This window comes from Cupriavidus sp. IK-TO18 (assembly GCF_015549295.1).
Taxonomy (GTDB): domain Bacteria; phylum Pseudomonadota; class Gammaproteobacteria; order Burkholderiales; family Burkholderiaceae; genus Cupriavidus; species Cupriavidus oxalaticus_A.
Genome location: NZ_JADGMP010000016.1, coordinates 59,512 through 84,594, shown reverse-complemented (window position 1 = coordinate 84,594; position 25,083 = coordinate 59,512). Strand labels below are relative to the sequence as shown.

Below are 25,083 nucleotides of genomic sequence, written 5' to 3'. Positions count from 1 at the left end.
GAGTGGCGGTGTTCATGAGGGAAGATCTGAGCAATAGCACCTGCTCTGAATCCTCCCTGACGTTCAAGCCGCCGATCACCACAAGCGGCTGCCGGTTGAAGCAATGCAATGTCAATTTGCATTTTGGTGTCGGCAGTAGTCATTTCCAGTCGTCCGGACACAGGGCCTGCCAATCGCGGAATGCGCTGGTCAGGTTGTATTTGAAGGAGTAGTCCGACGACAGGAGATAGCTGGGAACGATATAGTTGGGCTGCACCAGTTTGCGTACCCGTACCGGGCTGAACAGTTGTCTCATCCCGACCAGACGAGCAACCAGACTGATACTATGGGATGCGAACAGCAGAAGTGAGAAGGGAACCTCCGGAACGTGGCGCTTGATGCCGGCCGTATCGCAAACTGCGTCGACGTAGTCGCGAATAGACGGTGCCGGCTCCATGGACATGTTGAACAAGACATAAGGATCCTGCTTCTCGATCTGCTGCTGGTGCACCCAGAGAAGCGCATCGACCAGTTCCTTGACATAGACTCCGGCCTTGCGCGTATTCTTGTTGCCCATGTAGAAGAAGTATCGGCGCATAACGGCTTGAATCAGTCGGGACACATTGCCGCCTTCTCCTGGGCCAAATACGACGCCAGGACGCGCGATCGTCAGTACCCGCCGTGCTCGATCTTCATTGAGCCAAGCGAGATGGATCTTCTCGGCTACCAGCTTGGAGCCGCCGTAGGCCGAGGTGGGAACCGGCAATGAGTTCTCGTCGCGCTTCTCATCGCTTAGCCCGTATGGCGCGATCGAGCTAGTGAAGGCAATGCTCCTCGCATTTGCGCGACTCGCCCATTCGCAGACGTGCTCTGCGCCAAGGATATTCGTCTCGTAGTACTCGTGGATCAGATGACCCGGTTCGCGATGTACTGCGGCGAGATTGGCGACAAAATCAACTTTCTCTTGCGGCATCCACTTGATCGGCTGACGCACGTCACCCAGCACCTCGGTCGCGCCTGGGGTGGACCGGACCATATCGAGTCGGAAGCGGTTATGCTTGGTCTCAATAGCCTCGTGATCGAACAGATAGATTTTGCGATATCGGCCGCTCCGTCCGAGACTTTCTGCCAGGAATGCACCGATAAAGCCGTTGCCGCCGAAGATGACAGCGCAATTGCCATTCGAGATTTCGTCCATAGTGAACTCCCACACTAGTGGGGCTTGGAAGGTCCGATATATATCTGCTCAAGCTCATCCAGAAACCTGCCCTGCGCAAAGCGCTGCCGGGCCGCCTGCTGCCCCCCGCTCGCAAGATCGGTGTGCAGGGAAGAATCTCCGCGTAAGCGCTCAAGACAGCTCACGGCCTCGTCAGCCACCGAAAACAGAAGGCCATTGATGCCATCGTCAATGACATCTACGTTGCCGGCACAGCGACTGGCCAGGACGGGGAGGCCGGCAGCCATGGCTTCGATCACAGATATGGGCATCCCCTCCCAGGCGGCGGTAGAGAGATAAGTGTGCGCGGCGTGGAGGATGTCACGTACGTCCTGGCGAGTACGCCATCCTGACACGCGAACGCCGGCATCGATGAGCACGGCCTTGTTGGCTGTGTCACCGTCACCGATCCACAGAAAGTCGAATCCCTGGCCTGACAGCCGCCGCGCGATCTCGGCGAACAGTTCGAAGCCCTTCTGCCGCCGGATGCCGCCGGCAGTCACAACTGTGAATCGTGCGCCGGACCTCATAGCGCTGGTTGAAGCCTCCCACTGGGACGGGGCGAAGAAGTCCACGTCGACGGCGTTCTCGAGCAGGATGGCGGGTCGTCCCAGTGAGCGTTCGATGGCCTGTGCCTCACTGCGGGAGCAAGCCACATAGCTAGCCCGACCCCGTGCCGCAACGGCTTCGAGCAAGGTGAAGATTCGCCTCCGGGTGCGCGAGATGTCGGTTCTCATGAAGGAGATGCAATGCGGGCTATACAGCGCTCTCAGGTCAGACCGCCAACCTAGTGTGGCCATGCGACCGACGAATCCAGCAAACGAAGAATGCATGTGAAGCACATCCGGGTTGAGTTCCTTCAGCTTGCGGCGAACTTCAATCAGGCTGACAGGCAGGTCTTTGGGGCCCATCGGTAACGCATGGAGTGCCACATCGCGATGAAACAGGCCGGCGAGGTTGGATGGAGTTTCAGGCCGCTGGGAATAAACAACGCTTATCTTGTGCCCGCGGGCCGCAAAGTGGTTGGCGGCGAGACAAACCATCGCCAGCGTTCCTGTCGCTGTTGACTCAATCAAGTGCGTGATCTTCATGGGGAAGGACTGATCAAGAGCAGCTGCGCAGAACGTGACCGGCGATTGCGCCGTGGCGGCCTCGGCGCATTGGGTATCGAGTTTTGTAAGCATGGCGTGAACCTTCCCGTTCGAGAAACGCAAGCTTCGGTTTCAGTACGCGTTGCTTTGCCTCAACCCTTTGAAGATGGTCGCGGCGATGATGCGCAGGTCCAGCGCAAAGGACCAGTTACTGAGGTAGTAGAGGTCGTAGGCAATGCGGCCTTCCATTTTTTCAATGCGGTCGGTCTCGCCGCGGTAGCCGTTCACCTGCGCCCAGCCGGTAATGCCGGGCTTGATGCGGTAGCGGTGGATATAGCCGGCCACGATCTTCTGGTACTGGTCGTCGTGCTCGATGGCGTGCGGGCGCGGCCCCACCACCGACATGTCGCCGCGCAGCACATTGAAGAACTGCGGCAGCTCGTCCAGGCTGGTGCGCCGCAGGAAGGCGCCCACCCGCGTGATGCGCGGGTCGTTGCGGGTGGCCTGCGTGAGCACGCCGGTCGGCTCGGTGTGCGCGCGCATGGAACGGAACTTGTAGATGGTGAAGACCCGGCCGTCGGCGCCCTTGCGCTTCTGCTTGAACAGCACCGGCCCGCGCGACGACAGCTTGACCGCCACGGCTATGGCCAGCAGCAGCGGCGCCAGGCCGAGCAGCACCGCCGCGGCGAACAGGCGGTCGAAGATGTCCTTCTGCATCAGCGCATTCGGCGAGATCGGTGAGGCCACCAGGTTGATCGCGTGCATGCCGATCAGGTCGATCATGCCGGCGTCGAACAGCGCCACGCTGCGCAGGTCGGGCATGAAGCGGATATTGATCAGCTCATCGCGGTATTCCCGCACGAAATCGAGGATGGCGGGTTCCTGCGACAGCGGCAGCGCCAGCCACAGCTCGTGGATCTGCTGGGTGCGCAGATATCGGTGAAAGGCGGCGCGGTCCTCGAAAGTGGGCACCTTTGCGTTGAGGCCGCCAACGCCGGGCGCCACATTGAAGGCGGCCGCCACGCGGAAGCCCGAGGCCCGCGACGAGGCGACACGCCGGATCACGGCGTCGCAATGCGCGCCGCTGCCGACTACCGCCACATGGTGCAGGTTCATGCCCGCGCTGCGCACATGGCCGAGCACGAGGTGGGTGGCGAGCCGCGACAGGATCAGCAGGCCGCCGGTAGTGGCGGTCCAGTAAGTAAACCACAGGCGCGAGATCAGGTCGGCGCGGTGCAGCGAGAACATCACCATCACGCCGCACAACTGCACCAGCAGCCAGGCCAGCGCGACTTGCCCGGCCAGCCCGAGCATGGAGCGGTCGCGCCAGGACGCATAGATGCCGAAGGCGGGAAACAGCGCCAGCGTGAACGCGGCCGCCAGCGCGATGACCACTTCGTAGAAGCCGCCCTGCGTCGCTTCGTCGAAGCGTATCTGCGAGGCCAGCGCGGCCCCGGCAAAGACCAGCGCGACGTCGAGCACGCGCGCCAGCAACCCCTCGAGCTTGAGCATTTCGCCTCTCCCGTCTTTCCCAAAGCCGTACCGCCACCGACCCCTGCCATCCCACCGCTCAGGCGCAGCCCCGTAGGTATCGGTCCACGCGCACGAGGTCGTCTTCAATGCCGTCCCCGGCTTGCCCCGTGCGCGAGGCAGCGGCGCTGGCGCGCCGCGTGCCGCCCATGCCGTCAGCCGTCAGCCGTCGGCCGTCAGCCGTCGGCCTGGCTCTTGCTGCGCTGGCGGAACACGGTGGGAGAGATCGACATGCGTTTGCGGAAGATCTTGGCAAGGCGATCGCCGTTGCCCATGCCGCAGCGGCGCGCCACCTTGTCGACCGGCAGGTCGGTTTCGGCCAGCAGGCCACAGGCGGAGTCGAGCCGCGCCTGCAGTAGGTAGTCGGACGGCGTCACGCCCATTTCCACCTTGAAGCGGCGCAGGAAATTGCGCTCGCTCATGGCGGCGACCTGGGCCGCATCGGCGATGGAGATCGACTGCTCGCAGTGGTTCTGCAGCCAGCGCGCGGCGGCGAGAATCTTGTCAGCCGCACTGGTCATGCCCACATCCGCCAGCGGCGGCATCAGCTTGGCACTCCAGGTCGGCATGACCCGCGCGGCCACGGCGCGCGCCACGTCCAGGCCGAGATCGCGCTTGATCACCGTCAACGCGCCTTTCATCGGCTCGTACTGGTCGCTGGCGGCCTCGGCGGCCTCGGCGGCTCGCAGCGGATGGACGGTGGCGCCGTGCGGCGGCTCCATCGGCTTGAGGATGCCGGCCGCGATCAGCACGGCGCGCCCCTCTGCGATCGGCTTGACCGCGGCGGTCTTCGGATGGACCGCGCGCAGCCAGCGCAGCAGCCGCTCGTCGGCGGCCGCGGTGCGCGCGCCATCGCCGCCGGCGATAAACAGGAGATCGAAGCCTGGCTGCTGGCGCGCATCGAGGCCGTCGGTCCAGACCCGCACCGAGGCCGAGCAGGCGATGCTGCCGCCATCGACGGAGATGAAGCAGACATCGTAGGCCAGCTTCTTGCCGCTGGCGGGAGACGAGACCTTGTTGGCCGTGTGGAAGAGCTCGGCCACCAGGCCGGCGCCCAATAGGGAAAAACCGTCGAATAACAGAATACCGACGCGCCTGGCGCTGCATTTGAAACGATCGGTGGAGGTGGAGAACCAGTTTATGGAGGCTGGTGCTAATTGCGCGTCCGTCATTTTGATTACCCCATTATTACTGATCGCTTCCGCAGCGGACTTTGTCGTGCTGCATTGCAGCGTAGCCACTCTGCAATCGTCGGAGTGCGCCCTGTCTGATACTGACGAGATCTTGGCGGAAGGAATGCAAAAAATTCTAAAAATGCGATACAAGTGCCTGTAACCAAAGAAAATATGCCTTAAGAGAATTGGTGATCACCTTGGTGCAAGCATTGGGAAGAACTCCTTATTGGGCACTATAGAGGCTGCGCTGCAACGCAGCATGCCACGCACCAAAATGAATGTTTGGAAATCCACATAACTAACCGATTCGGTGCATGCCGAATATTTATTCAAAGATTTGTTCACCAATAGAAGTCATTTTTTTGCCGCTGTTTCAGGAATGAAACAGGACACGCATATTTTTATGAGAATAATTCCCCTTCAATTTGTTTCGCGCTGCGCAGGTGCGTCGCTGGTGTCGAGCAACTGCAGCCCGGGTAGCAGGGGAGGCTCTGGTGCAAATCGTAGGGGCCGGTGGGTAAGCTCGGATTTTTGACGAGCGCGAGCCTGCAATGAGTACGCTCAGAGATATCGACTGGTCGTTCAACGGGCGGCACTGCGACCGCGAACTCATCTTGGTACCTGCGCATACGACGATCATGCGCTGGGTCCAACGCTTCACGCCGTAGTTCGTCAAGCGCTCGGATCGGAAGGGAGCTGAACAGGACGCCTCGCCGCAGCGGCACGGCCAGCCGCGGGCGTCAGAGGCTGGCGTTATTGGCCAGCATCATGCCCGAGCCGTTGCCGGCCGCGTAGTGGCTGGCGCAACTGACCGAACTGTTTCCCGTCACCGACATGCCGGTGCAGCCGTACAGGTGGATGTTCGTGGCGCAGTCGCGCACGAAGTTGCCCGAGACGACCCCGCCAGTCCGGTTGACCACATTGATGCCGTATGCGCCCGGTGCGTCGAATCCGGCTACGACATTGTTCACGACGACGGCGGCGGTCCTGCTCCAGGCCAGGTCGATGCCGCTCTTGGTGCCATTCAGGCCAAGCACGGTGTTGCCGTTGATGACCGGGTCGGCCACGTCATGGCAGCTGATGCCGACCTTGCCCATATAGCGGATGTTGTTCCCGCTGATGGTCGGGTGGTCCTGGTATTGCGCCCAGATGCCGATCGTCTCAATCGCCGCATTGCACAGGATGCTGTTGTCGGTGACGGCAATGCCCTGGCCGCGGTCGTGCCATGTGACCGTCAACATTGGCGAACCCGCCGCGATGGGCTTGCTTGCCAGCAGCGTGGTGCCATCGATGTTCGCGACATAGGTTTGCGCCGGCACCCCGCCTCCGGTCAAGAGCTGGCCGACCTGAATCGTGGGATTCGGCGCGGCGAGCCGTACGCGCCTGGTGCCATCGGCGATGCACGCCTGCTTGCCCACCACCACCGTGTCGGTCTGCAGCCCCTGCAGCAAAATTGCCGCTGCGGCATGCCCCTGGGTCAGGTCCACGGTATTGCCGGAAATCACGCACTGCACGGCGCCACCGTACACTGCGATGCCCGCATGGATGGGGCTCCAGCTGGCGCCGCTCTTGTCGGTGCTGGCGCGATCCAGTTTCACGGTGTTGGCGGTGATGGAGCAGGCAAGCGAGCGTGCCACCGCGATGCCCCACCATGTGGCGCCTTCGCAGGTGTTGCCGGCGATGGATGCGTTGTTCAGGTTCTCCGTCACGATACTGCGCCGGAAGGGCCCCAGCACGATGTTGCCGACAATGGTGCAGAGATTGTCCTGCCTCGGCGACGCGCCGTTGTGATAGTGAGCCAGCCCTTCCACATGAATGCCGATCCGGCAATCCTGGCCCGCCATGGCCGTGACAAGGTTGCCGGTGATGGTCGCCGCACAGCCCCAGATCGTGATGCCGTCGCCCCGGTCCTCGCCGGTTCCGGAGGTGGAATCGCCCGGGCCGCCCCCCGCGCCAATGCAATCGAGAATGCGGTTGTTGGCGATGATGAAGTCGTGGTATTCGCCCTCCGACTCGACCGTGATGCCATTCTGGAAACCGCGGATGGTCGAGCGCGTGACCGTGCCCAGGTCGGCGCGGAACAGAATGCCGGTATTGCGGCCACCTGCCGGCGCCTGGAGCCGGTTTGGATTGGTGAGCACGATGCCGTCGAATTCGCAGCCATCCGCCTTGACGGTAATGGCGGCCATGGTGGCAATGCCGGCCGAAAATCGCAGTTCGCCCGCGCCGCAGATGCGGGTTTTCCTGCCTACGGTCAGCGGCCCGGTCAGGTTGAAGGTGCACCCCCCGGGAACGGCCAGCTCCGCGGCGCCGCTGTCGAGCGCGGCCTGGATGGCGCGGGTGTGATCGAGCATTGGGGCGCCGGACAGGGCGTCCTGCCGCATCGCGGGGGACATGAAATCGAGCACGCTCGGAGATTCGGGCTTGCGGCCATCCGGCACGCTTGCCGCCAGGACCGGGGGGGAGAATGGGTTCGCCAGCGCGGCGCCTGCGGTGGTGGCCAGTCCGGCCAGCAGATTCCGTCTCAGCCTGCTCATGTCCTTGCTCCGCGGGCGATGCTCGCCCCTGCGCTTCGCCGCTGCGGCGATTCACGGTTCATGGGTCCGACAGGGTGTGCCGCGGCATCGCCCTGAACAGCACCACGCCCGTGTCGTCGATGCCGGTGGCCAAGACCTGGCAGAACGCATCGCGGTCGTAGCGCGTGGGAAGCCGTTTTTCGCTCGCGACCGTCATTTGCACCGGAGCCGCCCGGTGCCGGTACCGCAAGCTTAACCGCCCGATGCCGGCACAATCCGCCAAAAACCAGCGCCATGCCGACGGTGGGCTTCACCGTGGCCGCGCACGGCAATGCACAGCCATGTCGGAATATGGCGAACTGTTGGCAGGCCGGAAACCGGCCCAGGGAATACGCTGCATTCACCAATAACCAACATACGTCGGGGTAGGCCATGCTCAAGGTCAAGAAAGCAGTATTTCCGGTAGCGGGTCTCGGCACGCGTTTCCTGCCGGCCACCAAGGCCAGCCCGAAGGAAATGCTGCCGGTGGTGGACAAGCCTTTGATCCAGTATGCGGTGGAGGAGGCGGTTGCCGCCGGCATCACCGAACTGATCTTCGTGACCGGCCGCAGCAAGCGCGCGATCGAGGATCACTTCGACAAGTCCTACGAGGTCGAGGCCGAACTGGCGGCGCGCGGCAAGCAGCAACTGCTCGATCTGGTCCGCAGCATCAAGCCCAGCCATGTCGACTGCTTCTACGTGCGGCAGTCCGAGCCCCTCGGGCTCGGCCATGCGGTGCGCTGCGCGAGCAAGCTGGTGGGCGACGAACCATTCGCCGTGATCCTGGCCGACGACCTGCTTGACGCGCCCACGCCGGTGCTCAAGCAGATGATCCAGGTGTTCGACCACTACCACAGCTCGGTGATCGGCGTGGAGGAGATCGCGCCGGAGAACTCGCACTCTTATGGCGTGGTCGACGGCAAGCCCTGGGACAGCAGGGTTTTCAAGATGTCCGGTATCGTCGAGAAGCCGGCGCCGGAAGCGGCGCCGTCCAACCTCGGCGTGGTGGGGCGCTATGTGCTGATGCCGCGCATCTTCGACTACCTGCATGCGCTCAAGCCGGGCGTTGGCGGCGAGCTGCAGCTCACCGACGCGATCCAGGCGCTGCTGACCGACGAGCAGGCGCTCGCCTACCGCTACCACGGGCGCCGCTTCGACTGCGGCAGCAAGCTCGGCTACCTGATGGCCACGGTCGAGTTAGCGCTGCGCCACGCCGAGGTCGGCGCGCCGTTCGAGCAATACCTGCGCGCCGAGTACGCGGCGTTTGGTGGCATGCCGTCGCGCGCGGAAAGCGCGGCGCCGGAGGACAGCGAGCGCCTCCCCATGGTTGCTTAGGGATGGTGTTCAAGTGCGACACGTGTCGCGGTCCGCCGCACGTCAAGCGGCATGGTGTTTTTCCTACGCGTGACGCTGCTCGAGTTGACCGATTCGCTGCTCTATCAAATCGGACGTCGCGTTTCCGATCTGGTTCGGCACGCTTACAACAAGACCACAACGAAACAGGGTCGCTCTGCAGTTGAATACCGACAACAACTGGTTGCGATCAAAGCGCTCGTTCGTGACAATACGCGCCCGGCGGAAACCTGACTTGCAGAGTTTGAAGCACTGCTTGGGGAACTACAGGACAAGCCCCTCGCGCCAGTTGCCTCGCTGACAAAGCTGATGACTGCGATGGTGGCGCTGGACCAGCATCCGGCGCTGGAGAGAGAGCTAGCATCGCCGCAGCTCACCTAGCTTCTCCAGGTATTGGGGCGTAACGTCGCCCGTTACGTATCGGCCATCAAAACATGACGTCTCGAGCCCTCTGAGGGCCGGATTAAGATCGGTTACCGATCTTTGCATGTCCATGATGTCCTGATACACCAAACCATCCACGCCGAGGATGGTGCTAACCTGGTCGATATCGCGGCCGCTTGCAATCAGTTCCTTTCGCAAGGGCATATCGATTCCGTAAACGTTTGGGTGACGGATTGGGGCTGCCGCAGAGGCAAGGTAGACTCGATTGGCGCCCGCAGCGCGTGCCATGTTGACGATTTCACGGCTGGTAGTCCCACGAACGATTGAATCATCAACGATGAGAACGTTCTTCCCCTTGAACTCTACGCCCATGGCGTTAAGCTTTTGGCGTACGGATTTTTGGCGCATTTGTTGGCCAGGCATGATAAAAGTGCGACCTATGTAACTGCTCTTTACCAGCCCCTCGCGATAAGGAAGGTTTAGGCTGGCTGCAAGCTGCATGGCTGCGGGACGGGACGAATCGGGAACTGGCATTACCACATCAATGTCGGCCGAGCGGAAATTCGACGCGACCGATCTGGCAAGGTATTCGCCCATCCGCATCCGTGCGGCATACACTGACACTCCCTCAATCACCGAGTCCGGCCGAGCGAAATAGACATATTCGAATACACATGGAAGATTGCGCGCACTTGATGCACATTGCTTGTAAGACAATTTCCCTGCGTGGTCAATGAATATACCTTCGCCAGGCGCTACGTCGCGCATCAAGGTGAACCCGCTCGCTTCCAGGGCTGCGGATTCTGAAGCGACCATCCATTCCCTCGTCGGCCCGAATTCACGGTAACCAATGCACAGGGGACGGATACCGTTAGGGTCGCGAAATGCGAGCAACCCCTGATCGGCGATACTCGCAACTACGGCGTACGCTCCACGCACGCGACGATGGACGCCGGAGACTGCGCGGAATACGGCGTCGCTATCAATACCTGTGCCACAGGTCACATCCTGTAACTCGCTCGCGAGGACGTTCAACAGGACCTCTGAGTCAGACCGGGTATTGACGTGTCGGTGATTGAGCGACTGAAGTTCGGCGCGCAACTGCGTCGTATTGGTTAGGTTGCCGTTGTGCGATAGCGTAATGCCGAAAGGGGCGTTTACATAAAACGGCTGGGACTCTTCGTCGCTCGCAGCTGAACCTGCCGTTGGATATCGTGTATGGCCTATTCCGCTGTGCCCGTAGAGTGAGCGCATGTCGCGGGTACGAAACACATCGCGTACAAGTCCCTTCGCTTTGTGCAAATAAAACTGACTTCCCCGCGAAGTCGCAATGCCAGCGGCATCTTGCCCACGATGTTGTAGTAACAGGAGTGTGTCATACAACAACTGATTGACTGGTCCTGCCCCGACGATTCCTACAATTCCGCACATCATGCCTCCGCGCTCTTGCGGCTTGGTCGAACAAACTATTCCTAGCACCCGCCCCGAACGCTAGCGGCGCTGTGATTCCACCGCACACTGCTCAATGTGAACCGTGCCGGTTTTTCCGGAGGCTCCCACTCTTCAGTGAGAATGGAGCCTATGAAGAAGACGTCAAGCGAGCTTACATGTTGTGCTTGACCGCGGCCTGGCGAGTCATCCGACCGTTTTCGAATCATCCAACTTTCGTGAGCATTTCCCCGGTGTGAGGGACGAGAAACAGATCTCTGTCGATCAACTCGACAAGTTCTCCGCTGGACAGGCGCCAATTTTTTGCGCCTGGATAGACGCGCAGGCCTCTAGGTGTCATCACTGACGTGAAGTAGCGACACTCAAGCACAAAAACGCATCGGTCGTCGTCGCCAGCGCAAGTCAGTCGCTGTACCACCTTGTTGCCGTGGCGTGGGCCGGCCAGGGGATGCAGCAGCTTGATAGCCATGTCGGGAAACTCGTGATAGTAAGAAATCCGAGGCAACTGGACGGCTTGATCCATAGGCGTCTTGAGCGCATGCCTCGAGTAGCGCTGGCTGCATTGCCATAGATGCCGAAGTGCACGCGCAATGACGGTTTACGGTCAGTTTTCGATGCAAATCCTGGGTCCAGATTCGCTGCAAATCAACAGCTGGAAGCACTGGTCACTCGCTGTCCGGTGGTTTCGTCTGCGGCTGCCGCCGCCAGGCTGCGCGCGTCATCCGACAAGGGGTCGCGTCACATTAAGACATTAGAACGGCTTGGTCGGCAGGTACTTGCCATCGAGGGTGATCACCGCGCGGTGGCCGCCCTCGGGGTCGTCCACCTTCTTGATGTCGAGCTTGAAGTTGATGGCGCTGATGATGCCGTCGCCGAACTGCTCGTGAACCAGGGCCTTGAGCGTCGAGCCGTAGATCTGCACGATCTCGTAGAAGCGGTAGATGGTCGGGTCAGTCGGCACGCCGCCAGGAATGCTGCCGCGCACAGGAATGGTCTGCAACTGGCGCACGGCATCTTCGCCCAGGTCCAGCTTGTCGGCGACGATCTTTGCCGCGGGGGAGGGTAGCGGATGCTGGCCGAGCAGGGCGGCCGTGACAAATGCCAGGCTCAGTCCGGTGCCTTCGTTGATCTGCTCGAATGTGAGCCCCTTGCGGATCTTGGCGTCGATGATGTCATCGCTCAGGGCTTGACGGGAGGATTGGCTGAATTGGGATTGGGTCATGCTGACTCCTTGAGAGGATGGAACGTGGGGTGAGGCATTCAGGCGCGCCGATCGACTCCCGCCTGCGTGGGTTTGCGGGTGCTTTGAATTTGCTATGACCTAAGGGTGGTTTGTCATGCGATCGACCAGGCGGCGAATGATGGGCGTGGCCGACACGACAACGGGCAGCATGGTCAGCCAGGAAACGCTCCAGGACCTTAGCCAGTGCTGAAAGAACTGGCCTTCGTCTGCAAATGGAATGCTTGCGATGGCAGCAGCGATGGAGCAGGTCAGTCCGGCTTGGATAACGCCATATGCGAAATAGCTGTAGCGCGAAGGAATCTTAGGCATGTGAGTCGCCCCTATGCATTCTTTGAACCGTTCATGCACCCTGCCATTGCCGCGCCAGGGGCTGTCGCCCCTGGCGCATGACAGGCGCTACGCGGCGGCTCCAGCCTTTCCTGCCAACCGCTGCACGGTTTCGTTGGTATCCCACAGCGCGTTTGCGATAAAGCGGAAGTTGACCAGTGCCGCGTGATACCCGTCCCCTTCGGGTAGCTTCGGCCCTGCTACAGCGTCGCGCACGACAGCAACTTCGAAACCTTGCTCCAGCAGATCGCGCAGATGGGATTCGACGCACAGATTGGCGGCCATGCCCGCAAGGATCACCTGATCGACGCGCTGCTTGCGCAACTGCAGGACAAGGTCGTTGGCCTGCGGGCCGTACAGCTTGTGCGTGGAGCAGATGATGGTCTTGCCATCCTCAATATACGGCTTGAGCTCCGGCATGAAGTCCGCGCCCGACTCACGGAATCCGTCCAGGTTCAGCGCGCCCGGACGATCGAACATGCCGATGGCATGCTGGAACATTTCGGCGGGGCCCTGCACTTTCCATGTGTGATCATGGGGAAAGTAATAGTGGGGAGAGATGGCGACCGTGATACCGGCCTGTTTTGCGGCCTCGAACAGACGGACCAGGTTGGGCACGAGGTTCTGCTCCGTCACGCTTTCTCCGACCACGCCCCAGCTGCGGCCTGCGGGGCTCATGAAGTCGATCTGCGGGTCAATCACGACGAGCGCGGTGCGTGGCAGGTCCAGCGTAATGGTGGACTTCGGCAGAGCCGGATCAACGGGATCTGCATACTGGGTGGGGAAATTGGACATGCAAAGTACCTCTTAATGGTGAGCCCCGTGGGCGTCGTTTCAACTAAGGATGAATGTCAACAGATCCGCGTTGAGCCTGTCGTTATTTTATACGCGACCAGTCGTCTATTTAAAACCATAAAAAAATTTCAGTACAACAACCGCTTGAGCGTCACTTTGCAAAATCGTCGGCAAACCTCGCCATCCGAACGGCTCTGGAGCGCACTCTGGCGCGCCGGGAATCTGGGGCGGTCCTGCGCAGCAAGATCGAGCGCAACGCTTCGCCGCTGACATTGGACAATTCGAGCGAAAAGTCGCCACCGCGAGGCACCCGAACTCTTGCCCTGCGGTCCGCCAGCAGCAACTCGAACAACTTTTCAATTCTGGCCAACGGCTTGAGTTGGCGGGTCTTGGCACGCCTCGGTGAATCGTGAGCAGTGAATAAATAATAGACGACTGGTTGGCTATTGTCAAATCTTCATCGCGCGGTCTCACTGAACTGGCACGCGCAAGTCGGGGACAACCGATGTCGTCGCGCTGTGCAATCACGATGAAGCGTATGGATGGGCTGACACCGTGAATTGATAGATCGTGCCGGGCACGTTCGCGCTCGCCCACAGTCGACCGCCGTGTGCTTCGCAGATGGACAAGCATAGACGATCGTCATCGTACGCTTGACAAATAGCCAACCAGTCGTCTATTGTTCCCTCCACTGCTCACCAACCATCGCGAACATGCCAAGACCCGCTAACCCCGAGATCCGTAGCCGGCTGCTTATCGACGGTGGTCGTGTGATTCACAGCGCCGGTTTCAACGGGTCCGGCGTGCAGGACATCGTCGCTGCCGCCGATGTCCCCAAGGGCTCCTTCTACAGCTATTTCGACAGCAAGGAAGCCTTTGCCGCTGAAGTGCTCGAAGCCTATTGGGAGTCCATTGAACAACGCCACGGCAAAGTGATGTATGACGCGCGCATCCCGCCGTTGGCTAGGATCGAAAAATTATTCGAATTGCTGGTGGCCGACCACGCAGCACAAAATTTTAGGATCGGATGCCTTGTAGGCAACCTTTCCCTCGAATTGTCTAATACCAGCGATGGAGTCCGAAAGGCCCTGGAGCGCATTCTGGCGCGCTGGGAAGGCATGATCACGCCTTGTCTTGACGAGGCCAGGACGCGCCAGGAACTGCCGGCGGACAGTGATTCCGCGCAGCTCGCGTCCGTCATCATCGAGGCCTGGGAAGGGGCGGTCCTGCGCAGCAAGGTTGAGTGCAATGGCGACGCCTGCCGCCGGTTCCAGCAAGTCACGTTAAAGCGATTGCTGTACTAATTTTTTTCTTTTTTAAATAGCCGACTGGTCACATATAATTCTCACCATGTCTGTAGCTGCCCGAGGCCTTGCCGCTAGCCTTTGCGGTATTCGCCCTTTCTGCCGACGCTGCTGCCGCAGCAGGTCCGGGCACGCCGGAAGCCACCAGCGTGCTGGCTGCGGCCGCGCCGCCGAGCAGCAGCGTCACCGATCAATTGCGCAGCTCGGCTAGAGTTGCTGGCAGGATCCTGTCAGGACAAGAAGGACACGCTCGGCATGCCTGCGCCTCGCATGCCCGCGCCTGTCGATGTGAGCGATTGCCGTCAAGAAAGTCTCGCAAAATGAATGCGGAGTCGGAAAACGTCGGCGACAGGCAAACGGGCTACGGGAGTTGCGAACGATTGCTTTGCATGAGGTGCTGGATTCCCTGCGGCACTGCTTCGACGCAGAAGTGCCGGACGAGCCCGAGGTTGAGGCGCTCGTGGCTCTCTGCCAGAGCGCAGGTCTTGCCGTCGAACTGTCCCGTGGACTGCGTAACCGTAGCAACGAACTATTGGCCGCCATTGACGCTGATTTTCCGAATCGCGTGCCATTGCCACAAGTGGCGGACAGACTTTGCTTGTCGGAAAGCCGGCTCTCGCATTTGTTCGTCGATGAAATTGGCATTCCGCTGCGGACATATCAGCTATGGCAGCGCTACCGGTTCGCATTTTCACGGCTTTCAGACCGGACCACGCTGACCCACCTTGCAAGCGATACCGGATTCGCTGATGCGGCCCACCTGACGAGAACCTTTGTCGGATATTCGCCCGGCACGCTGTACAGGATGACCTCGCCATGGTTCGGCCGCACCAATGTCCTGCAGGAAAAGCTTGACGCGCTTTGCCGGGGCAAGACCTTCGGCGACCTGCGCGGCCGAAGCCGCGGGCTGCATCTGCTGGTAACCGCGACCGACCTTACCACCGGAGCGGCGTTCGAGTTCACCCCCGAGCAGTTTGCCCTGATCTGCTCAGACCTGAGCAGCGTGCCCCTGTCATTCGCGGTCGCCGCGTCGTCATCGGTTCCGATTCCGCTCAGTCCGGTAACGCTGCGCAACTATGCCGGTGCCTGTCCCCGGGCGGCCCAACTCGCGGATACGGTACGCAGCGACCGCAATCTGCAGGCAAGGATTGCTGCATGCCAATGCCCAAAGCTGTCTCGATGCTGAGAACAGGCCATACCTGCATCTTGTGGACGGAGGCTTGGTGGACAACCTCGGCGTGCGTGGCCTGCTGGACCGTACTGCTGCGCGCGGCTCGCTCGACGCGAGTTTCGGAAATCTTCCGGCTGGCTCAGTACACAAGATCGTACTGATCAGCGTGAATTCAGAACGGGACACCGCCGAGCGCATTGACCGTAGCGACCGGGTGCCCGTGACGCCCCAGGTGCTGGATTCTCTGATTTTCGGCGCCGGCTCCCGCGCAACCGGTGAAACGGTACCGGCTGCGACATCTGGATCTGTATTTTCATATTGACTTATCGGTCAGGATGACCATAATGTCATAAAAAGATCGGGCGTCGCTGCAGAGCGTGCCCGGCCACTTCAAGGAGACGACATGACCCGCCAGCCTCGCAGCGTGCTGCGCACGCCGCCAGCATTTCCAGAAAGTGCACTGCCTTCCTCGGTCCAGAAACTCCAGCGGCCAGAAGCCCTGGTGAAAGCCCAGGCGCTTGCTTTTCTCATCTTTGAAAAACATGACTTGCGTGCTGCAGAGACCTTCCTGACGGATTTCGGCATGTGTAGCGTGTCGCGCACGGACAAGCAGTTGCTGATGCGCGGCGCGGGGCCGCAACCATGCCTGCTGTCGATACGGAAGGGTCAGCGCTCACGTTATGTCGGCGCCGCGTTTGCCGTTCGCAGCGAGGCGGACCTGGTTCGCCTCGAAGCCGAGGCGAATGCCCGCCGACTGCCGCCGGACGCCGTTCCCGGAGGCGGAACCGGCGTCGAACTGACCGACCCGGCCGGCAACCTGCTGTGGCTTGTCACTGGGCAGGCGCCGCTCGATCGGCTCCCATTGCGCACGCCGACACACGTTCTCACCAATGATCCAGGCCAGCTCCGCAGGGTGAACGCTATGGTGCGGCCGCCGCTGGAGCCTGCGGCCGTGGTGAAGCTCGGCCACGTCGTTCTGCAGACCGTTGACTTTGCTGGCATGGCCCGCTGGTACATGCGGCATCTCGGCCTGATCCCGACCGATGTTCAGTATCTCGAGGACGGGTCTCCGAACCTCTGCTTCTTCCGCCTGGATCTGGGAAGCACGCCCGCGGACCATCACTCCTTCGTGCTCGCGGGAGGCATTGAGGAAAAGTATGAGCACAGTGCGTACGAGGTGCTCGACCTTGATGCGCTCGGACAGGGCCACAACGTGCTGCGTGCGAACGGCCACCGGCATATGTGGGGCATCGGACGGCACGTCCTCGGAAGCCAACTCTTCGATTACTGGTTCGATCCGGACGGCATGGAGTTCGAGCACTACACCGACGGCGATGTTTTCACCGCGGACCATGAAACGCACTACGTCCCCCTCGACATGGCCGGCATCTGGGCCTGGGGCGATGACGTGCCGGCAAGCATGGGCGTCAAGCGCAATTTCGACACGGTGCTCCGTGTGGCTGGATTGCTACGGACCGGTCGGCTGTCCCTGGAGCGCCTGAAGTTGCTTGGCCGCGCCATGAGCCCTGCCAGACCCTGGCTGTGAATGCTCTATTGCAGGCGCTGCAGAACCAACACATCAAGGAGAACAAATGGCTGTCAAGGTCGTCCGATATATCCACGCCGGCGAGTCACACTGGGGTGTGGTCCACGACCGCCTTATCGCCCCATTGCGCTGCGATGGCGCCAGTACTGCGGACTTCGTTACCAATGGCCTGGAAGCCGCCTGGCGCAGCACCGCGGGCGAGGCAACACTTGCGCTTGATGGCGTCACGCTGCTGCCGCCAGTCACGCCAGACCGCCAGTTCCTGTGCCAGGGCATTAACTACGCCAGTCATGTACGCGAATCTGGCATGGACCCCGACAAGATTGGCTTCAACACGCTGTTCACCAAGGCTCCATCCTGTCTTGCCGCGGCTGATGCCGACGTGGTGCGGCCGGGGCATGTGCACCTGCTCGACTACGAGATCGAGCTTGGTCTGGTTGTCCGCAAACCCCTGACGGACGCACTGCGTGTCGGGCCGGACCAGCTTCACGAGTTTCTGGCAGGTGTCACGATTGTCAATGACGTTTCCGCACGTGACGTCCAGTTGCCACAGGCTCAGTTCTACAAAGGAAAAAGCTATCGCAGCTTTGGCCCCGTGGGTCCCTTCCTGGTACTGCTGAACGCAGAAGAGTGGGCACGCTGGCCTGAACTGCGCATGCGGCTCCATGTGAACGGGCAGCCACGACAGGACACGTACTGCGGCGACATGATCTTCAAACCGCACCAGACGCTGACCGAGTTGTCCGCCCTGCATGATCTGCAGCCAGGCGACCTCATCGCTACCGGCACGCCAGCAGGCTGCGCAGCCCGAGCGCCGGGAAAGCTCGCGATGTGGATGTTCCGCCACGTACTGTCCGAGCGTACGAAGTGGCAACTTTTCATCAAGAAGGGCCGCTCGAACCCCGCCTATCTGCAGCCGGGCGACATCATGACCGCTTCGATACGCACTGACGATGGGGCAATCGAGCTGGGTGAGCAGCGCAATCGCGTGGTGTCGGCATGAACATCCCATACGGCGAACCAACTGCCGCGGTGGCCGCGATCGACGGATTTGGCGAGGACTTCGCGCTCCAGGTTCGTCCAATGCCTTACCGGAAACCGCGCAAAGGCGAGATCGTGGTGAAGGTCGAGGCAGCGGCGGTGAATCCTATCGATGTGCGCCGACGCAGCGGCTATGGCAGGAGAATCTTCTCGTTATTGGGAGCAACGCGCCTGCCCCTCGTTCTCGGCAATGATTTCGCCGGGACTGTTTGTGCCGTGGGGGCTGGCGTGACAGGCCTGCGTGAAGGCGACGCTGTGTTCGGGGCCAAGCCGCCGTCAAGCGAAGGGACTCATGCCACGCACGTAATCGTCCGGCCTGACCACGTTGCGCACAGCCCTTCGTCGATTCCCGCTGACGCCCTTGCCACGTTGCCCTACAACTTCCAAACCGTGGCCAGAGCATTCGCGGATGCTGGCATTTCGCGTGATACCGTGAACGGACGGGCCGTACTTGTGTATGGGGCGACTGGCGGCCTCGGACAAATTGCTGTCAGGTTGCTCCGCCTGCTGGGAGCCAATGTCACTGCGGTCGGCTCAAAGAACGGGCTCCAGGCCTGTTTGGATGCTGGTGCCACCGAAGTGGTTGACCGCCATGCGCAATCGCTCGCCAGTTTGCCGCGGCACTTTGCCGCCACGCTGAACTTCGCCAACTGGGACGACGAAGCAGAGCTGCTGCACCTGCTCTCGTCTGACGCGGTGGGCCATGCAACAACGGTCCATCCGTTGCTTGGCAACTTCGACAGGCTGGGCCTCGTCGCGGGCGGCGTTGCTTCGCTGGCTGGCAAACGGGCCAAACGCGCCCTGGTTCCGCATGGCGCACGGTATGGGTGGACGACCTTCCGCTCGAACAAGGCTGTATTGAAATCGCTTGCCACATGCGCAACGTCCCTTCGCCCGATTTGCGTAAAGACCTTCCCGCTTTCGCACGTTGAGCAGGCATACCAGCACGTCACCCGGCGCGAGCCCGGGCGCGCCGTCCTGCTGCCACAGCAATCCTGACAAAACAGCCATCAATCAAGGAGACAAGCATGCCCGATACGACAGTGGGCGGCGGGACCTTGTCCGGCGAAATCCGGACCCAGGCCGATATCGACGCCTTTGAGCGCACACCGTGGGAAGACAAGGTTCCCGCGCAAAACACATACGAACTCCTGTGCCGGGCCTGCGATCGCTATGCAGAACGGACAGCGCTTCGTTTCGTGATGAACGGCGAGCCGGATGCGCAAGAGTTTGCTGTCGACTACGCCACACTCAAGGCGCGCGTGACGCAGGCGGCCAATGCCTTCCACCGTAGTGGCATTGCCCCGGGCACTGCCGTGAGCCTGCTGCTTCCGAACCTGCCGCAGACGCATTTCGCCTTGCTTGGCGCGCAGGCCGCGGGTATTGCCAGCCCCATCAACCCCATGCTCGAGGTGGATCATATTGTAGCCATCGTCGAGGAAACCGGGGCCCGGGCGCTGGTCGCCTGCGCACCGATGGAAGACAGCACGCTATGGGATAAGGCGGTCGCGGTGGTTGACCGCTGCCTTGCGGTGCAGACCCTATTTGTCGTCAGCGCCAGGCCTTACGTTGGCGACGAGGAGCGCAAACGCCTGGAAGCGGCCTTCCAGTTTGCGTCGCGGCCGGCTCGCGTGGAAGTGAAGGTGGTCAGCTTCGAAGACGCGTTGGCTGCGGAGCCTTCAGACATGCTGGTATCCAAGCGACGCATTTTGCCGGGCGACATCTGTTCGTACTTCCACACCGGTGGCACCACCGGCCTGCCGAAGGTCGCCACGCACGCGCATCTCAATGAGGCGTTCGTCGCCGTCATGCTGGGCGTTCTCAGCCCGTCTCCCAACACAATCCTGTGCGGTCTCCCGCTGTTCCATGTGAACGGCGCGATGGTCACCGGCCTGGCCGCCTTCCATAGTGGCTGGGAGGTCGTCATGCTGACCGCGGCCGGCTATCGCGGTCACGGCGTGATGCCGAATTTCTGGAAGCTGGTCGAACGATTCAAGGCGAACAGCTTCAGTGGTGTGCCAACAATCTATAGCGCACTCGCCGACCTGCCTCGCGATGGTGCCGATATTTCCTCGCTTCGTTTCGCATTCTGCGGTGCGGCGCCGCTGCTGGCCGAAGTGGCAAGGCGATTTGAAGCGGCCGCCGGCATCCCGTTGTACGAGGGTTACGGGATGACTGAAGGCGCCTGCGTTTCGGCCCTGAATCCGCCTCTGGGCGAGCGCCGCCTTGGCAGCGTTGGGTTGCGCCTGCCTCACCAGGCCATTGGAGTCTGGAAGACTGGTCGCGCGGGCCTTGCCACTGAGCCGGCCGCTCCGGGCGAAACGGGTGTTATCGGTATTCATGGCCCCAATGTGTTCCCCGGCTACTTGCGGGAGCACGATAACCGCGACATCTGGCTAAAGCCTGGCTGGCTCAACACTGGCGACCTCGGTTATCTGGACAAGGATGGCTACCTGCACCTGACGGGCCGTGCCAAGGAACTGATCATTCGAGGCGGCCACAATATCGATCCGGCAATGATCGAAGAAGCGCTCCTTCAGCATCCGGCCGTGGCGATGGTTGCAGCCGTCAGCCAGCCGGATGTGCACGCCGGTGAATTGCCTGTTGCCTATGTCACGCTCAAGCCGGGGCACCTTCTCACGGCCGACGAATTGCTGGCCGCGGCACGCACGCTAGTACCGGAGCGCGCCGCTGTACCTGCACGCATCGAAGTTCTGCAAACGCTGCCGCTGACTCCCATTGGCAAAGTGGCACGCGCGGAGTTGCGCATGCGCGCCGTCGAGGAAGTCTTCCGCGAACAACTGGAGCAGGCCGGTGTACCCGCCAGCGTACGTGTCGGGCCGGATATCAGGCGGGGTACCGTCGCATTCGTTCAATGCGCCGCTGCCGACGCAGCACGGGTGCGGGATCTCCTGGCAGGTCGGTTTCCGTACCCGCTCGACTTCACTCATCCGGCGTGACCCGAGGCTCGATCTAGCGATGAAAAGGATTGTCCTTCGAACCATCTTGTTCGCCTTGCCAAGGGTTCTGAACCTGACCGCGTGGAAGCACGCGGACTTCCGCCGGCGCCTGAAACAGAAGAACTGTACCGCCTTCATTGGGCTGCTCGACGGCAGCATTGGGATCACCGTCGAAATCAAGGGTGGGAAGGTGCGGTCGCGGAATGCGAAGAGCGCCGACGCCGACGCCAGCCTGCTGTTCAGGGACTTGCCGACGGCCCTGAAATTCCTGATGCCCAACCCGGATCACGGCGATATTATCCATGCCGCGAAAAACTTCAAGGTCATCACGAAGGGGCCAGACCCCGTGGTGGTCTGGTTCATGCAAACGCTGAACCTCAGCCAGACGGTGGGCGTCGAGATGGGTACGCCAATGGCCGATGGCATGCGCCGCTTTGCCACCTGCACGAATGGCGGGCCGCTGTTCGTCTACGTAAAAGCGGGACGCATCGTACGCGTGACACCCATCGAGTTCGAAGCCGACGATGCGCAGGGCTGGGAGATCCAGGCGCGCGGGAGAACCTTTCGACCGCAGCGCCGCGCGCTGGTGGCGCCTCACGCCATGACGCTGAAGTCCGTCGTCTATTCGGACAAGCGCATTCTTCATCCGATGAAGCGCGTGGATTACGACCCCGATGGCGATCGCAATCCGCAGAACCGAGGGAAATCGGATTACGTGCGCATCTCCTGGGATGAGGCCCTGGACATTGTGGCCAAAGAGATCAACCGGCAGAAACGCGTCCACGGTCCCGGTGCCATCACGTTTCCGATGTCGTCCCACCATCAGTGGGGCAACGTCGGCTATTACCTCAGCGCCTTGACGCGCTTCGCCAATCTGATCGGTTTCACCCGGGTCGCCGCCAATCCCGACAGTTGGGAGGGCTGGTACTGGGGGGCGATGCATCATTTTGGCAATTCCATGCGGATCGGCGTCCCGGCGGGCTATGGCGGAATCGAGGATTGCCTCAAGGAAGCAGACTTGATTGTGTTCTGGTCCTCCGATCCCGAAAGCACCAATGGTGCCTATGCCGGTTTCGAAGGCACGCAACGGCGCCTGTGGGCCAAGGAACTCGGCATCGAGTTCATACACATCGACCCGCACAACAATCCGACGGCTCAATTGCTCGGCGGCCGTTGGATTCCGATTCGGCCGCAAACCGACGCCGCGCTGGCAACTGCAATCATGTACGTATGGGCAGTCGAAGGCCTGTACGACAAAGATTACGTCGCGGCCCGCACGACGGGCTTCGAAGAGTGGAAGGCCTATCTACTCGGGCAAACCGACGGCATCCCAAAGACGCCGGAGTGGCAAGAAGCCGAAACGGGAGTGCCCGCCCGGGACGTGCGCGCACTCGCGCGAAAGTGGGGCAACAGGAAGGTCTATCTGGCGGCCGGCATGACGGGCACGGGGTTCGGCGGCGCAGGCCGCGGCGCGACCGGCCAACAGTGGGCACGCTGCATGATCATGATGATGGCGATGCAGGGCTGGGGCAAGCCGGGGGTCAATTTCGGATGCCTTCAGCTCGGCACGCCAGTGGACCTCCATTTCTACTTCCCGGGATACGCGGATGGCGGGATTTCCGGTGACCTGATGTGGACCGGCAATGCCGTCAGCAACTATCAGCGGATGCCGCACATCCTGACGATGAACCCCGTCAAGCAAATGGTTTCGCGGCAACAGCTTCCCGACGCGATCATCAACGGACACGCCAGTGGCTATCTCTGGGACGGCATTTCGCAGGAGGCGCAATTCGCGCCGTTCACCTATCCGATGCCGGGCTATTCGCCGATTCACATGATCTACCGGTATGGAGGCTCGGCATTCAGCACCGTCACCAAGTCCGGACGATGGATCGATGCCTATCGTCACCCCAGCATTGAGTTTGTCGTCAATCAGTCGATCTGGATGGAGGGCGAAGCCCAGTTCGCGGACATCATTCTTCCGGCCTGCAGCTCGCTGGAGCGCTGGGACATTGGCGAATGGTCGAATTCGGGGGGATACGCGCATCATGGGATTGCCGGCGTCAATCATCGTGTCGTAACGCTGCAGCACAAGTGCATTGAGCCACTCGGTGAGTCGCGTTCCGACTACGACATATTCACCGCAATTCTGGAGCGGCTGGGTCTCGGCGCCTTGTTTACCGAGGGCGGCTCGGAACTTGACTGGGTCAAGCGCGTTTTCGATGGCTCCGATCTGGCGAACCACGTTTCGTGGAAAGAATTCTGCCGCAAGGGTTACTACGTTGTCCCGCCTGAACGGCCGGATTTCCGCCAGCCGGTGGATATGCGGTGGTTCGCGGAGGGCCGCCAGAAGGACGTCCCCGAGCCGCACCCGCTGCCAAGCCAATTTGCGGAGGAGTTCGGCAAGGGCGTGCAAACGCCCAGTGGCAAGATTGAGTTCGTTCCCGAAATCCTCAAGCGCCACACGGCAGACAATCCCGATCGGCCCGCGCTCAATCGCTACATCCGCTCGTGGGAAGGTCTTGGGACCACCACGCTGGTGGGCAAGTATCCGATACAAATGATCGCCACGCACTCGCGCTATAGCTTCCACACGTCGAGCGATGGCAAGAACAGCGCAGTGAACCACGTGCGAGACCACCGTGCCGATATCGCAGGCCATGACTTCTGGCTGCTGCGCATCAATCCCGTCGATGCGAATGAACGCGGGATCGCGCACCGCGACCTGGTCAAGGTCTATAACGACCGCGGCGCGGTGATCTGTGCGGCAGATATCTCGCCGTTGATGGTTCCCGGCGTGGTGAAGTCGCATGAGGCCAGTGCCGAATTCCAGATGGTGGAAATCGGAGGCGAAACCGTCGAAATCGGTGGCTGCATGAACATTCTTACGCCGGACCGGCCTCAGACGCGGGGTACCAGCAGCATGAGCCCCAATTCATGTCTGGTGCAGATTGAAAGATGGCATGGTGCCGAGGAATTCAAGCGCAGTCGCGCCGAGAAAGGTATCGCTCATGAGTAAGTGGAATCTCATCATCAACGTCGGCCGTTGCGAGAATTGCTACAACTGCGTTATTGCCGAGAGGGACGAGCACGTCGGAAACGACTTTCCCGGGTATTCGGCACCTGCGTCAGTGTCCGGCGAAAGCACAATCCGCATCCTGCGCCGCGTCGAGGGACAGGCACCAATGGTCGAAACGACCTACCTGCCGGTCATGTGCAACCACTGCGACAACGCGCCATGCATGAAGGTCGGTGGTGACGCGATCAGGAAGCGCAAGGACGGCATCGTCATCATCGACCCTATCAAAGCCAAGGGCCGCAAGGACATTGCCCGTTCCTGCCCTTACAAGGCCATTGTCTGGAACGAGGAGCTCCAGGTCCCTCAGACCTGGATTTTCGATGCCCATCTGCTGGACAGCGGCTGGCAGCGCCCGCGCTGCCAGCAAGCATGCCCAACCGATGTTTTCGAGGCGGTGAAGCTTGACGACAACGCCATGGCACAGAAGGCCCTCACTGAGGGATTGAAAGTACTGCTGCCTAAGCTGGGCGCAAGGCCGCGAGTCTATTACCGCGGGCTGGAGCGCTGGGAAGCGTGCTTCATCGGCGGCAGCGTCAGCGTTGAGGTATCTGGCAAGGTCGATTGCGTTGCGGGCGCCCAAGTGTCGCTTTATCAGGAAGACAAGAAGATTGCCGTTACAGAAAGCGACGATTTTGGCGACTTCCGTTTTGGCGGCCTGCCTGGAAAAAGCGGCGCCTATCGCGTTGAAATCCATCACAGCGCGGGAAAGGCGCACAGGGACTGCGAACTCCTCGAAAGCGTTTATCTCGGCGGAATCATGCTCGTCCCTACTCATCGCGCCCCCACTGAATGCGTCACGCAGAAGAGCGGACACCACGGCTGATATAGACGCGCCCGTCACGGAAGCAGCGGGAGTGGGTGAATGCCTGGGCACAACAGCGACGA

At 61.1% G+C, this 25,083-nt stretch carries 21 protein-coding genes and 1 pseudogene; 11 read left to right on the top strand and 11 right to left on the bottom strand.

Annotation, left to right across the window (positions count from 1 at the left end; translation table 11 throughout):
- Window positions 1–139: 139 nt before the first annotated feature.
- The 6 genes from IPF36_RS14600 to IPF36_RS14575 form a co-directional block, all read right to left on the bottom strand.
- Window positions 140–1,177, bottom strand: coding sequence for an NAD(P)-dependent oxidoreductase (locus tag IPF36_RS14600; RefSeq protein WP_195428415.1), 1,038 nt, complete (start codon window positions 1,175–1,177; stop codon window positions 140–142).
- 14 nt (window positions 1,178–1,191) lie between these two features.
- The gene (locus IPF36_RS14595; RefSeq protein ID WP_255519770.1) at window positions 1,192–2,379 is read right to left on the bottom strand and encodes a glycosyltransferase; all 1,188 of its coding nucleotides are present in this window, start codon (window positions 2,377–2,379) and stop codon (window positions 1,192–1,194) included.
- 39 nt (window positions 2,380–2,418) lie between these two features.
- Complete coding sequence (locus tag IPF36_RS14590) at window positions 2,419–3,798, bottom strand: undecaprenyl-phosphate glucose phosphotransferase (RefSeq protein ID WP_133096748.1); 1,380 nt, start codon at window positions 3,796–3,798, stop codon at window positions 2,419–2,421.
- Window positions 3,799–3,992: 194 nt separating this feature from the next.
- A complete protein-coding gene (locus IPF36_RS14585; RefSeq protein WP_133096747.1) occupies window positions 3,993–4,988 on the bottom strand; it encodes a GlxA family transcriptional regulator in 996 nt (331 codons plus the stop codon).
- Window positions 4,989–5,731: 743 nt separating this feature from the next.
- Entirely contained in the window at window positions 5,732–7,528 is a 1,797-nt protein-coding gene (locus IPF36_RS14580) for a right-handed parallel beta-helix repeat-containing protein (RefSeq protein ID WP_195428413.1), read from the bottom strand.
- Window positions 7,529–7,586: 58 nt separating this feature from the next.
- Window positions 7,587–7,724, bottom strand: coding sequence for a hypothetical protein (locus IPF36_RS14575; protein WP_195428410.1), 138 nt, complete (start codon window positions 7,722–7,724; stop codon window positions 7,587–7,589).
- A 215-nt stretch (window positions 7,725–7,939) separates the two neighbouring features.
- Between IPF36_RS14575 and galU the strand changes: the two genes are divergently transcribed.
- Both galU and IPF36_RS14565 read left to right on the top strand, forming a co-directional pair.
- On the top strand, window positions 7,940–8,881 hold the full coding sequence (gene galU / locus IPF36_RS14570; protein ID WP_195428408.1) for a UTP--glucose-1-phosphate uridylyltransferase GalU: 942 nt from the start codon (window positions 7,940–7,942) through the stop codon (window positions 8,879–8,881).
- Window positions 8,882–8,932: 51 nt separating this feature from the next.
- A pseudogene (locus IPF36_RS14565) lies at window positions 8,933–9,130 on the top strand (hypothetical protein); the annotation flags it as partial.
- A 126-nt stretch (window positions 9,131–9,256) separates the two neighbouring features.
- Here IPF36_RS14565 and purF read toward each other — a convergent pair.
- The 5 genes from purF to IPF36_RS14540 form a co-directional block, all read right to left on the bottom strand.
- Window positions 9,257–10,714 carry an amidophosphoribosyltransferase gene (purF, locus tag IPF36_RS14560; RefSeq protein ID WP_135707092.1) on the bottom strand — a complete coding sequence of 486 codons (1,458 nt, stop codon included), beginning with the start codon at window positions 10,712–10,714 and terminating at the stop codon, window positions 9,257–9,259.
- A 223-nt stretch (window positions 10,715–10,937) separates the two neighbouring features.
- Window positions 10,938–11,201 carry a hypothetical protein gene (locus tag IPF36_RS14555; RefSeq protein ID WP_135706564.1) on the bottom strand — a complete coding sequence of 88 codons (264 nt, stop codon included), beginning with the start codon at window positions 11,199–11,201 and terminating at the stop codon, window positions 10,938–10,940.
- A gap of 282 nt (window positions 11,202–11,483) precedes the next feature.
- Entirely contained in the window at window positions 11,484–11,954 is a 471-nt protein-coding gene (gene cynS / locus IPF36_RS14550; protein ID WP_133096743.1) for a cyanase, read from the bottom strand.
- A gap of 99 nt (window positions 11,955–12,053) precedes the next feature.
- Window positions 12,054–12,284: a DUF2798 domain-containing protein gene (locus IPF36_RS14545; RefSeq protein WP_133096742.1), complete on the bottom strand. Its 231-nt coding sequence runs from the start codon at window positions 12,282–12,284 to the stop codon at window positions 12,054–12,056.
- Between the two features lie 87 nt (window positions 12,285–12,371).
- The gene (locus IPF36_RS14540; RefSeq protein WP_133096741.1) at window positions 12,372–13,097 is read right to left on the bottom strand and encodes a cysteine hydrolase; all 726 of its coding nucleotides are present in this window, start codon (window positions 13,095–13,097) and stop codon (window positions 12,372–12,374) included.
- Window positions 13,098–13,810: 713 nt separating this feature from the next.
- On the opposite strand from IPF36_RS14540, the gene IPF36_RS14535 reads away from it, so the two are divergent.
- From IPF36_RS14535 to IPF36_RS14495, 9 genes are all read left to right on the top strand, one after another.
- On the top strand, window positions 13,811–14,401 hold the full coding sequence (locus IPF36_RS14535; protein WP_133096740.1) for a TetR/AcrR family transcriptional regulator: 591 nt from the start codon (window positions 13,811–13,813) through the stop codon (window positions 14,399–14,401).
- Between the two features lie 370 nt (window positions 14,402–14,771).
- A complete protein-coding gene (locus IPF36_RS14530; RefSeq protein WP_218959587.1) occupies window positions 14,772–15,587 on the top strand; it encodes a helix-turn-helix domain-containing protein in 816 nt (271 codons plus the stop codon).
- Window positions 15,588–15,621: 34 nt separating this feature from the next.
- Window positions 15,622–15,894, top strand: a complete 273-nt coding sequence (locus tag IPF36_RS14525) for a hypothetical protein (protein WP_195428406.1) — start codon at window positions 15,622–15,624, stop codon at window positions 15,892–15,894.
- Between the two features lie 81 nt (window positions 15,895–15,975).
- A complete protein-coding gene (locus IPF36_RS14520) occupies window positions 15,976–17,118 on the top strand; it encodes a VOC family protein (RefSeq protein ID WP_133096737.1) in 1,143 nt (380 codons plus the stop codon).
- A 46-nt stretch (window positions 17,119–17,164) separates the two neighbouring features.
- Window positions 17,165–18,121 carry a fumarylacetoacetate hydrolase family protein gene (locus IPF36_RS14515; protein ID WP_133096736.1) on the top strand — a complete coding sequence of 319 codons (957 nt, stop codon included), beginning with the start codon at window positions 17,165–17,167 and terminating at the stop codon, window positions 18,119–18,121.
- Window positions 18,118–19,158, top strand: a complete 1,041-nt coding sequence (locus IPF36_RS14510; protein ID WP_195428404.1) for an alcohol dehydrogenase catalytic domain-containing protein — start codon at window positions 18,118–18,120, stop codon at window positions 19,156–19,158. Before IPF36_RS14515 ends, IPF36_RS14510 begins: the two co-directional genes overlap by 4 nt.
- Window positions 19,159–19,187: 29 nt before the next feature.
- Entirely contained in the window at window positions 19,188–21,119 is a 1,932-nt protein-coding gene (locus IPF36_RS14505) for an acyl-CoA synthetase (protein WP_195428402.1), read from the top strand.
- Between the two features lie 19 nt (window positions 21,120–21,138).
- Window positions 21,139–24,138, top strand: coding sequence for a molybdopterin-dependent oxidoreductase (locus IPF36_RS14500; RefSeq protein WP_195428400.1), 3,000 nt, complete (start codon window positions 21,139–21,141; stop codon window positions 24,136–24,138).
- Window positions 24,131–25,021: a 4Fe-4S dicluster domain-containing protein gene (locus IPF36_RS14495; protein ID WP_133093157.1), complete on the top strand. Its 891-nt coding sequence runs from the start codon at window positions 24,131–24,133 to the stop codon at window positions 25,019–25,021. The genes IPF36_RS14500 and IPF36_RS14495 overlap by 8 nt, the downstream gene beginning before the upstream one ends.
- Window positions 25,022–25,083: the final 62 nt, after the last annotated feature.

Bases quoted from the DNA above. Each gene is read 5' to 3' on its own strand.
- IPF36_RS14600 (WP_195428415.1), bottom strand. From the start codon at position 1,177: ATGGACGAAATCTCGAATGGCAATTGCGCTGTCATCTTCGGCGGCAAC.
- IPF36_RS14595 (WP_255519770.1), bottom strand. From the start codon at position 2,379: ATGCTTACAAAACTCGATACCCAATGCGCCGAGGCCGCCACGGCGCAA.
- IPF36_RS14590 (WP_133096748.1), bottom strand. From the start codon at position 3,798: ATGCTCAAGCTCGAGGGGTTGCTGGCGCGCGTGCTCGACGTCGCGCTG.
- IPF36_RS14585 (WP_133096747.1), bottom strand. From the start codon at position 4,988: ATGACGGACGCGCAATTAGCACCAGCCTCCATAAACTGGTTCTCCACC.
- IPF36_RS14580 (WP_195428413.1), bottom strand. From the start codon at position 7,528: ATGAGCAGGCTGAGACGGAATCTGCTGGCCGGACTGGCCACCACCGCA.
- IPF36_RS14575 (WP_195428410.1), bottom strand. From the start codon at position 7,724: ATGACGGTCGCGAGCGAAAAACGGCTTCCCACGCGCTACGACCGCGAT.
- galU (WP_195428408.1), top strand. From the start codon at position 7,940: ATGCTCAAGGTCAAGAAAGCAGTATTTCCGGTAGCGGGTCTCGGCACG.
- purF (WP_135707092.1), bottom strand. From the start codon at position 10,714: ATGTGCGGAATTGTAGGAATCGTCGGGGCAGGACCAGTCAATCAGTTG.
- IPF36_RS14555 (WP_135706564.1), bottom strand. From the start codon at position 11,201: ATGGCTATCAAGCTGCTGCATCCCCTGGCCGGCCCACGCCACGGCAAC.
- cynS (WP_133096743.1), bottom strand. From the start codon at position 11,954: ATGACCCAATCCCAATTCAGCCAATCCTCCCGTCAAGCCCTGAGCGAT.
- IPF36_RS14545 (WP_133096742.1), bottom strand. From the start codon at position 12,284: ATGCCTAAGATTCCTTCGCGCTACAGCTATTTCGCATATGGCGTTATC.
- IPF36_RS14540 (WP_133096741.1), bottom strand. From the start codon at position 13,097: ATGTCCAATTTCCCCACCCAGTATGCAGATCCCGTTGATCCGGCTCTG.
- IPF36_RS14535 (WP_133096740.1), top strand. From the start codon at position 13,811: ATGCCAAGACCCGCTAACCCCGAGATCCGTAGCCGGCTGCTTATCGAC.
- IPF36_RS14520 (WP_133096737.1), top strand. From the start codon at position 15,976: ATGACCCGCCAGCCTCGCAGCGTGCTGCGCACGCCGCCAGCATTTCCA.
- IPF36_RS14515 (WP_133096736.1), top strand. From the start codon at position 17,165: ATGGCTGTCAAGGTCGTCCGATATATCCACGCCGGCGAGTCACACTGG.
- IPF36_RS14510 (WP_195428404.1), top strand. From the start codon at position 18,118: ATGAACATCCCATACGGCGAACCAACTGCCGCGGTGGCCGCGATCGAC.
- IPF36_RS14505 (WP_195428402.1), top strand. From the start codon at position 19,188: ATGCCCGATACGACAGTGGGCGGCGGGACCTTGTCCGGCGAAATCCGG.
- IPF36_RS14500 (WP_195428400.1), top strand. From the start codon at position 21,139: ATGAAAAGGATTGTCCTTCGAACCATCTTGTTCGCCTTGCCAAGGGTT.
- IPF36_RS14495 (WP_133093157.1), top strand. From the start codon at position 24,131: ATGAGTAAGTGGAATCTCATCATCAACGTCGGCCGTTGCGAGAATTGC.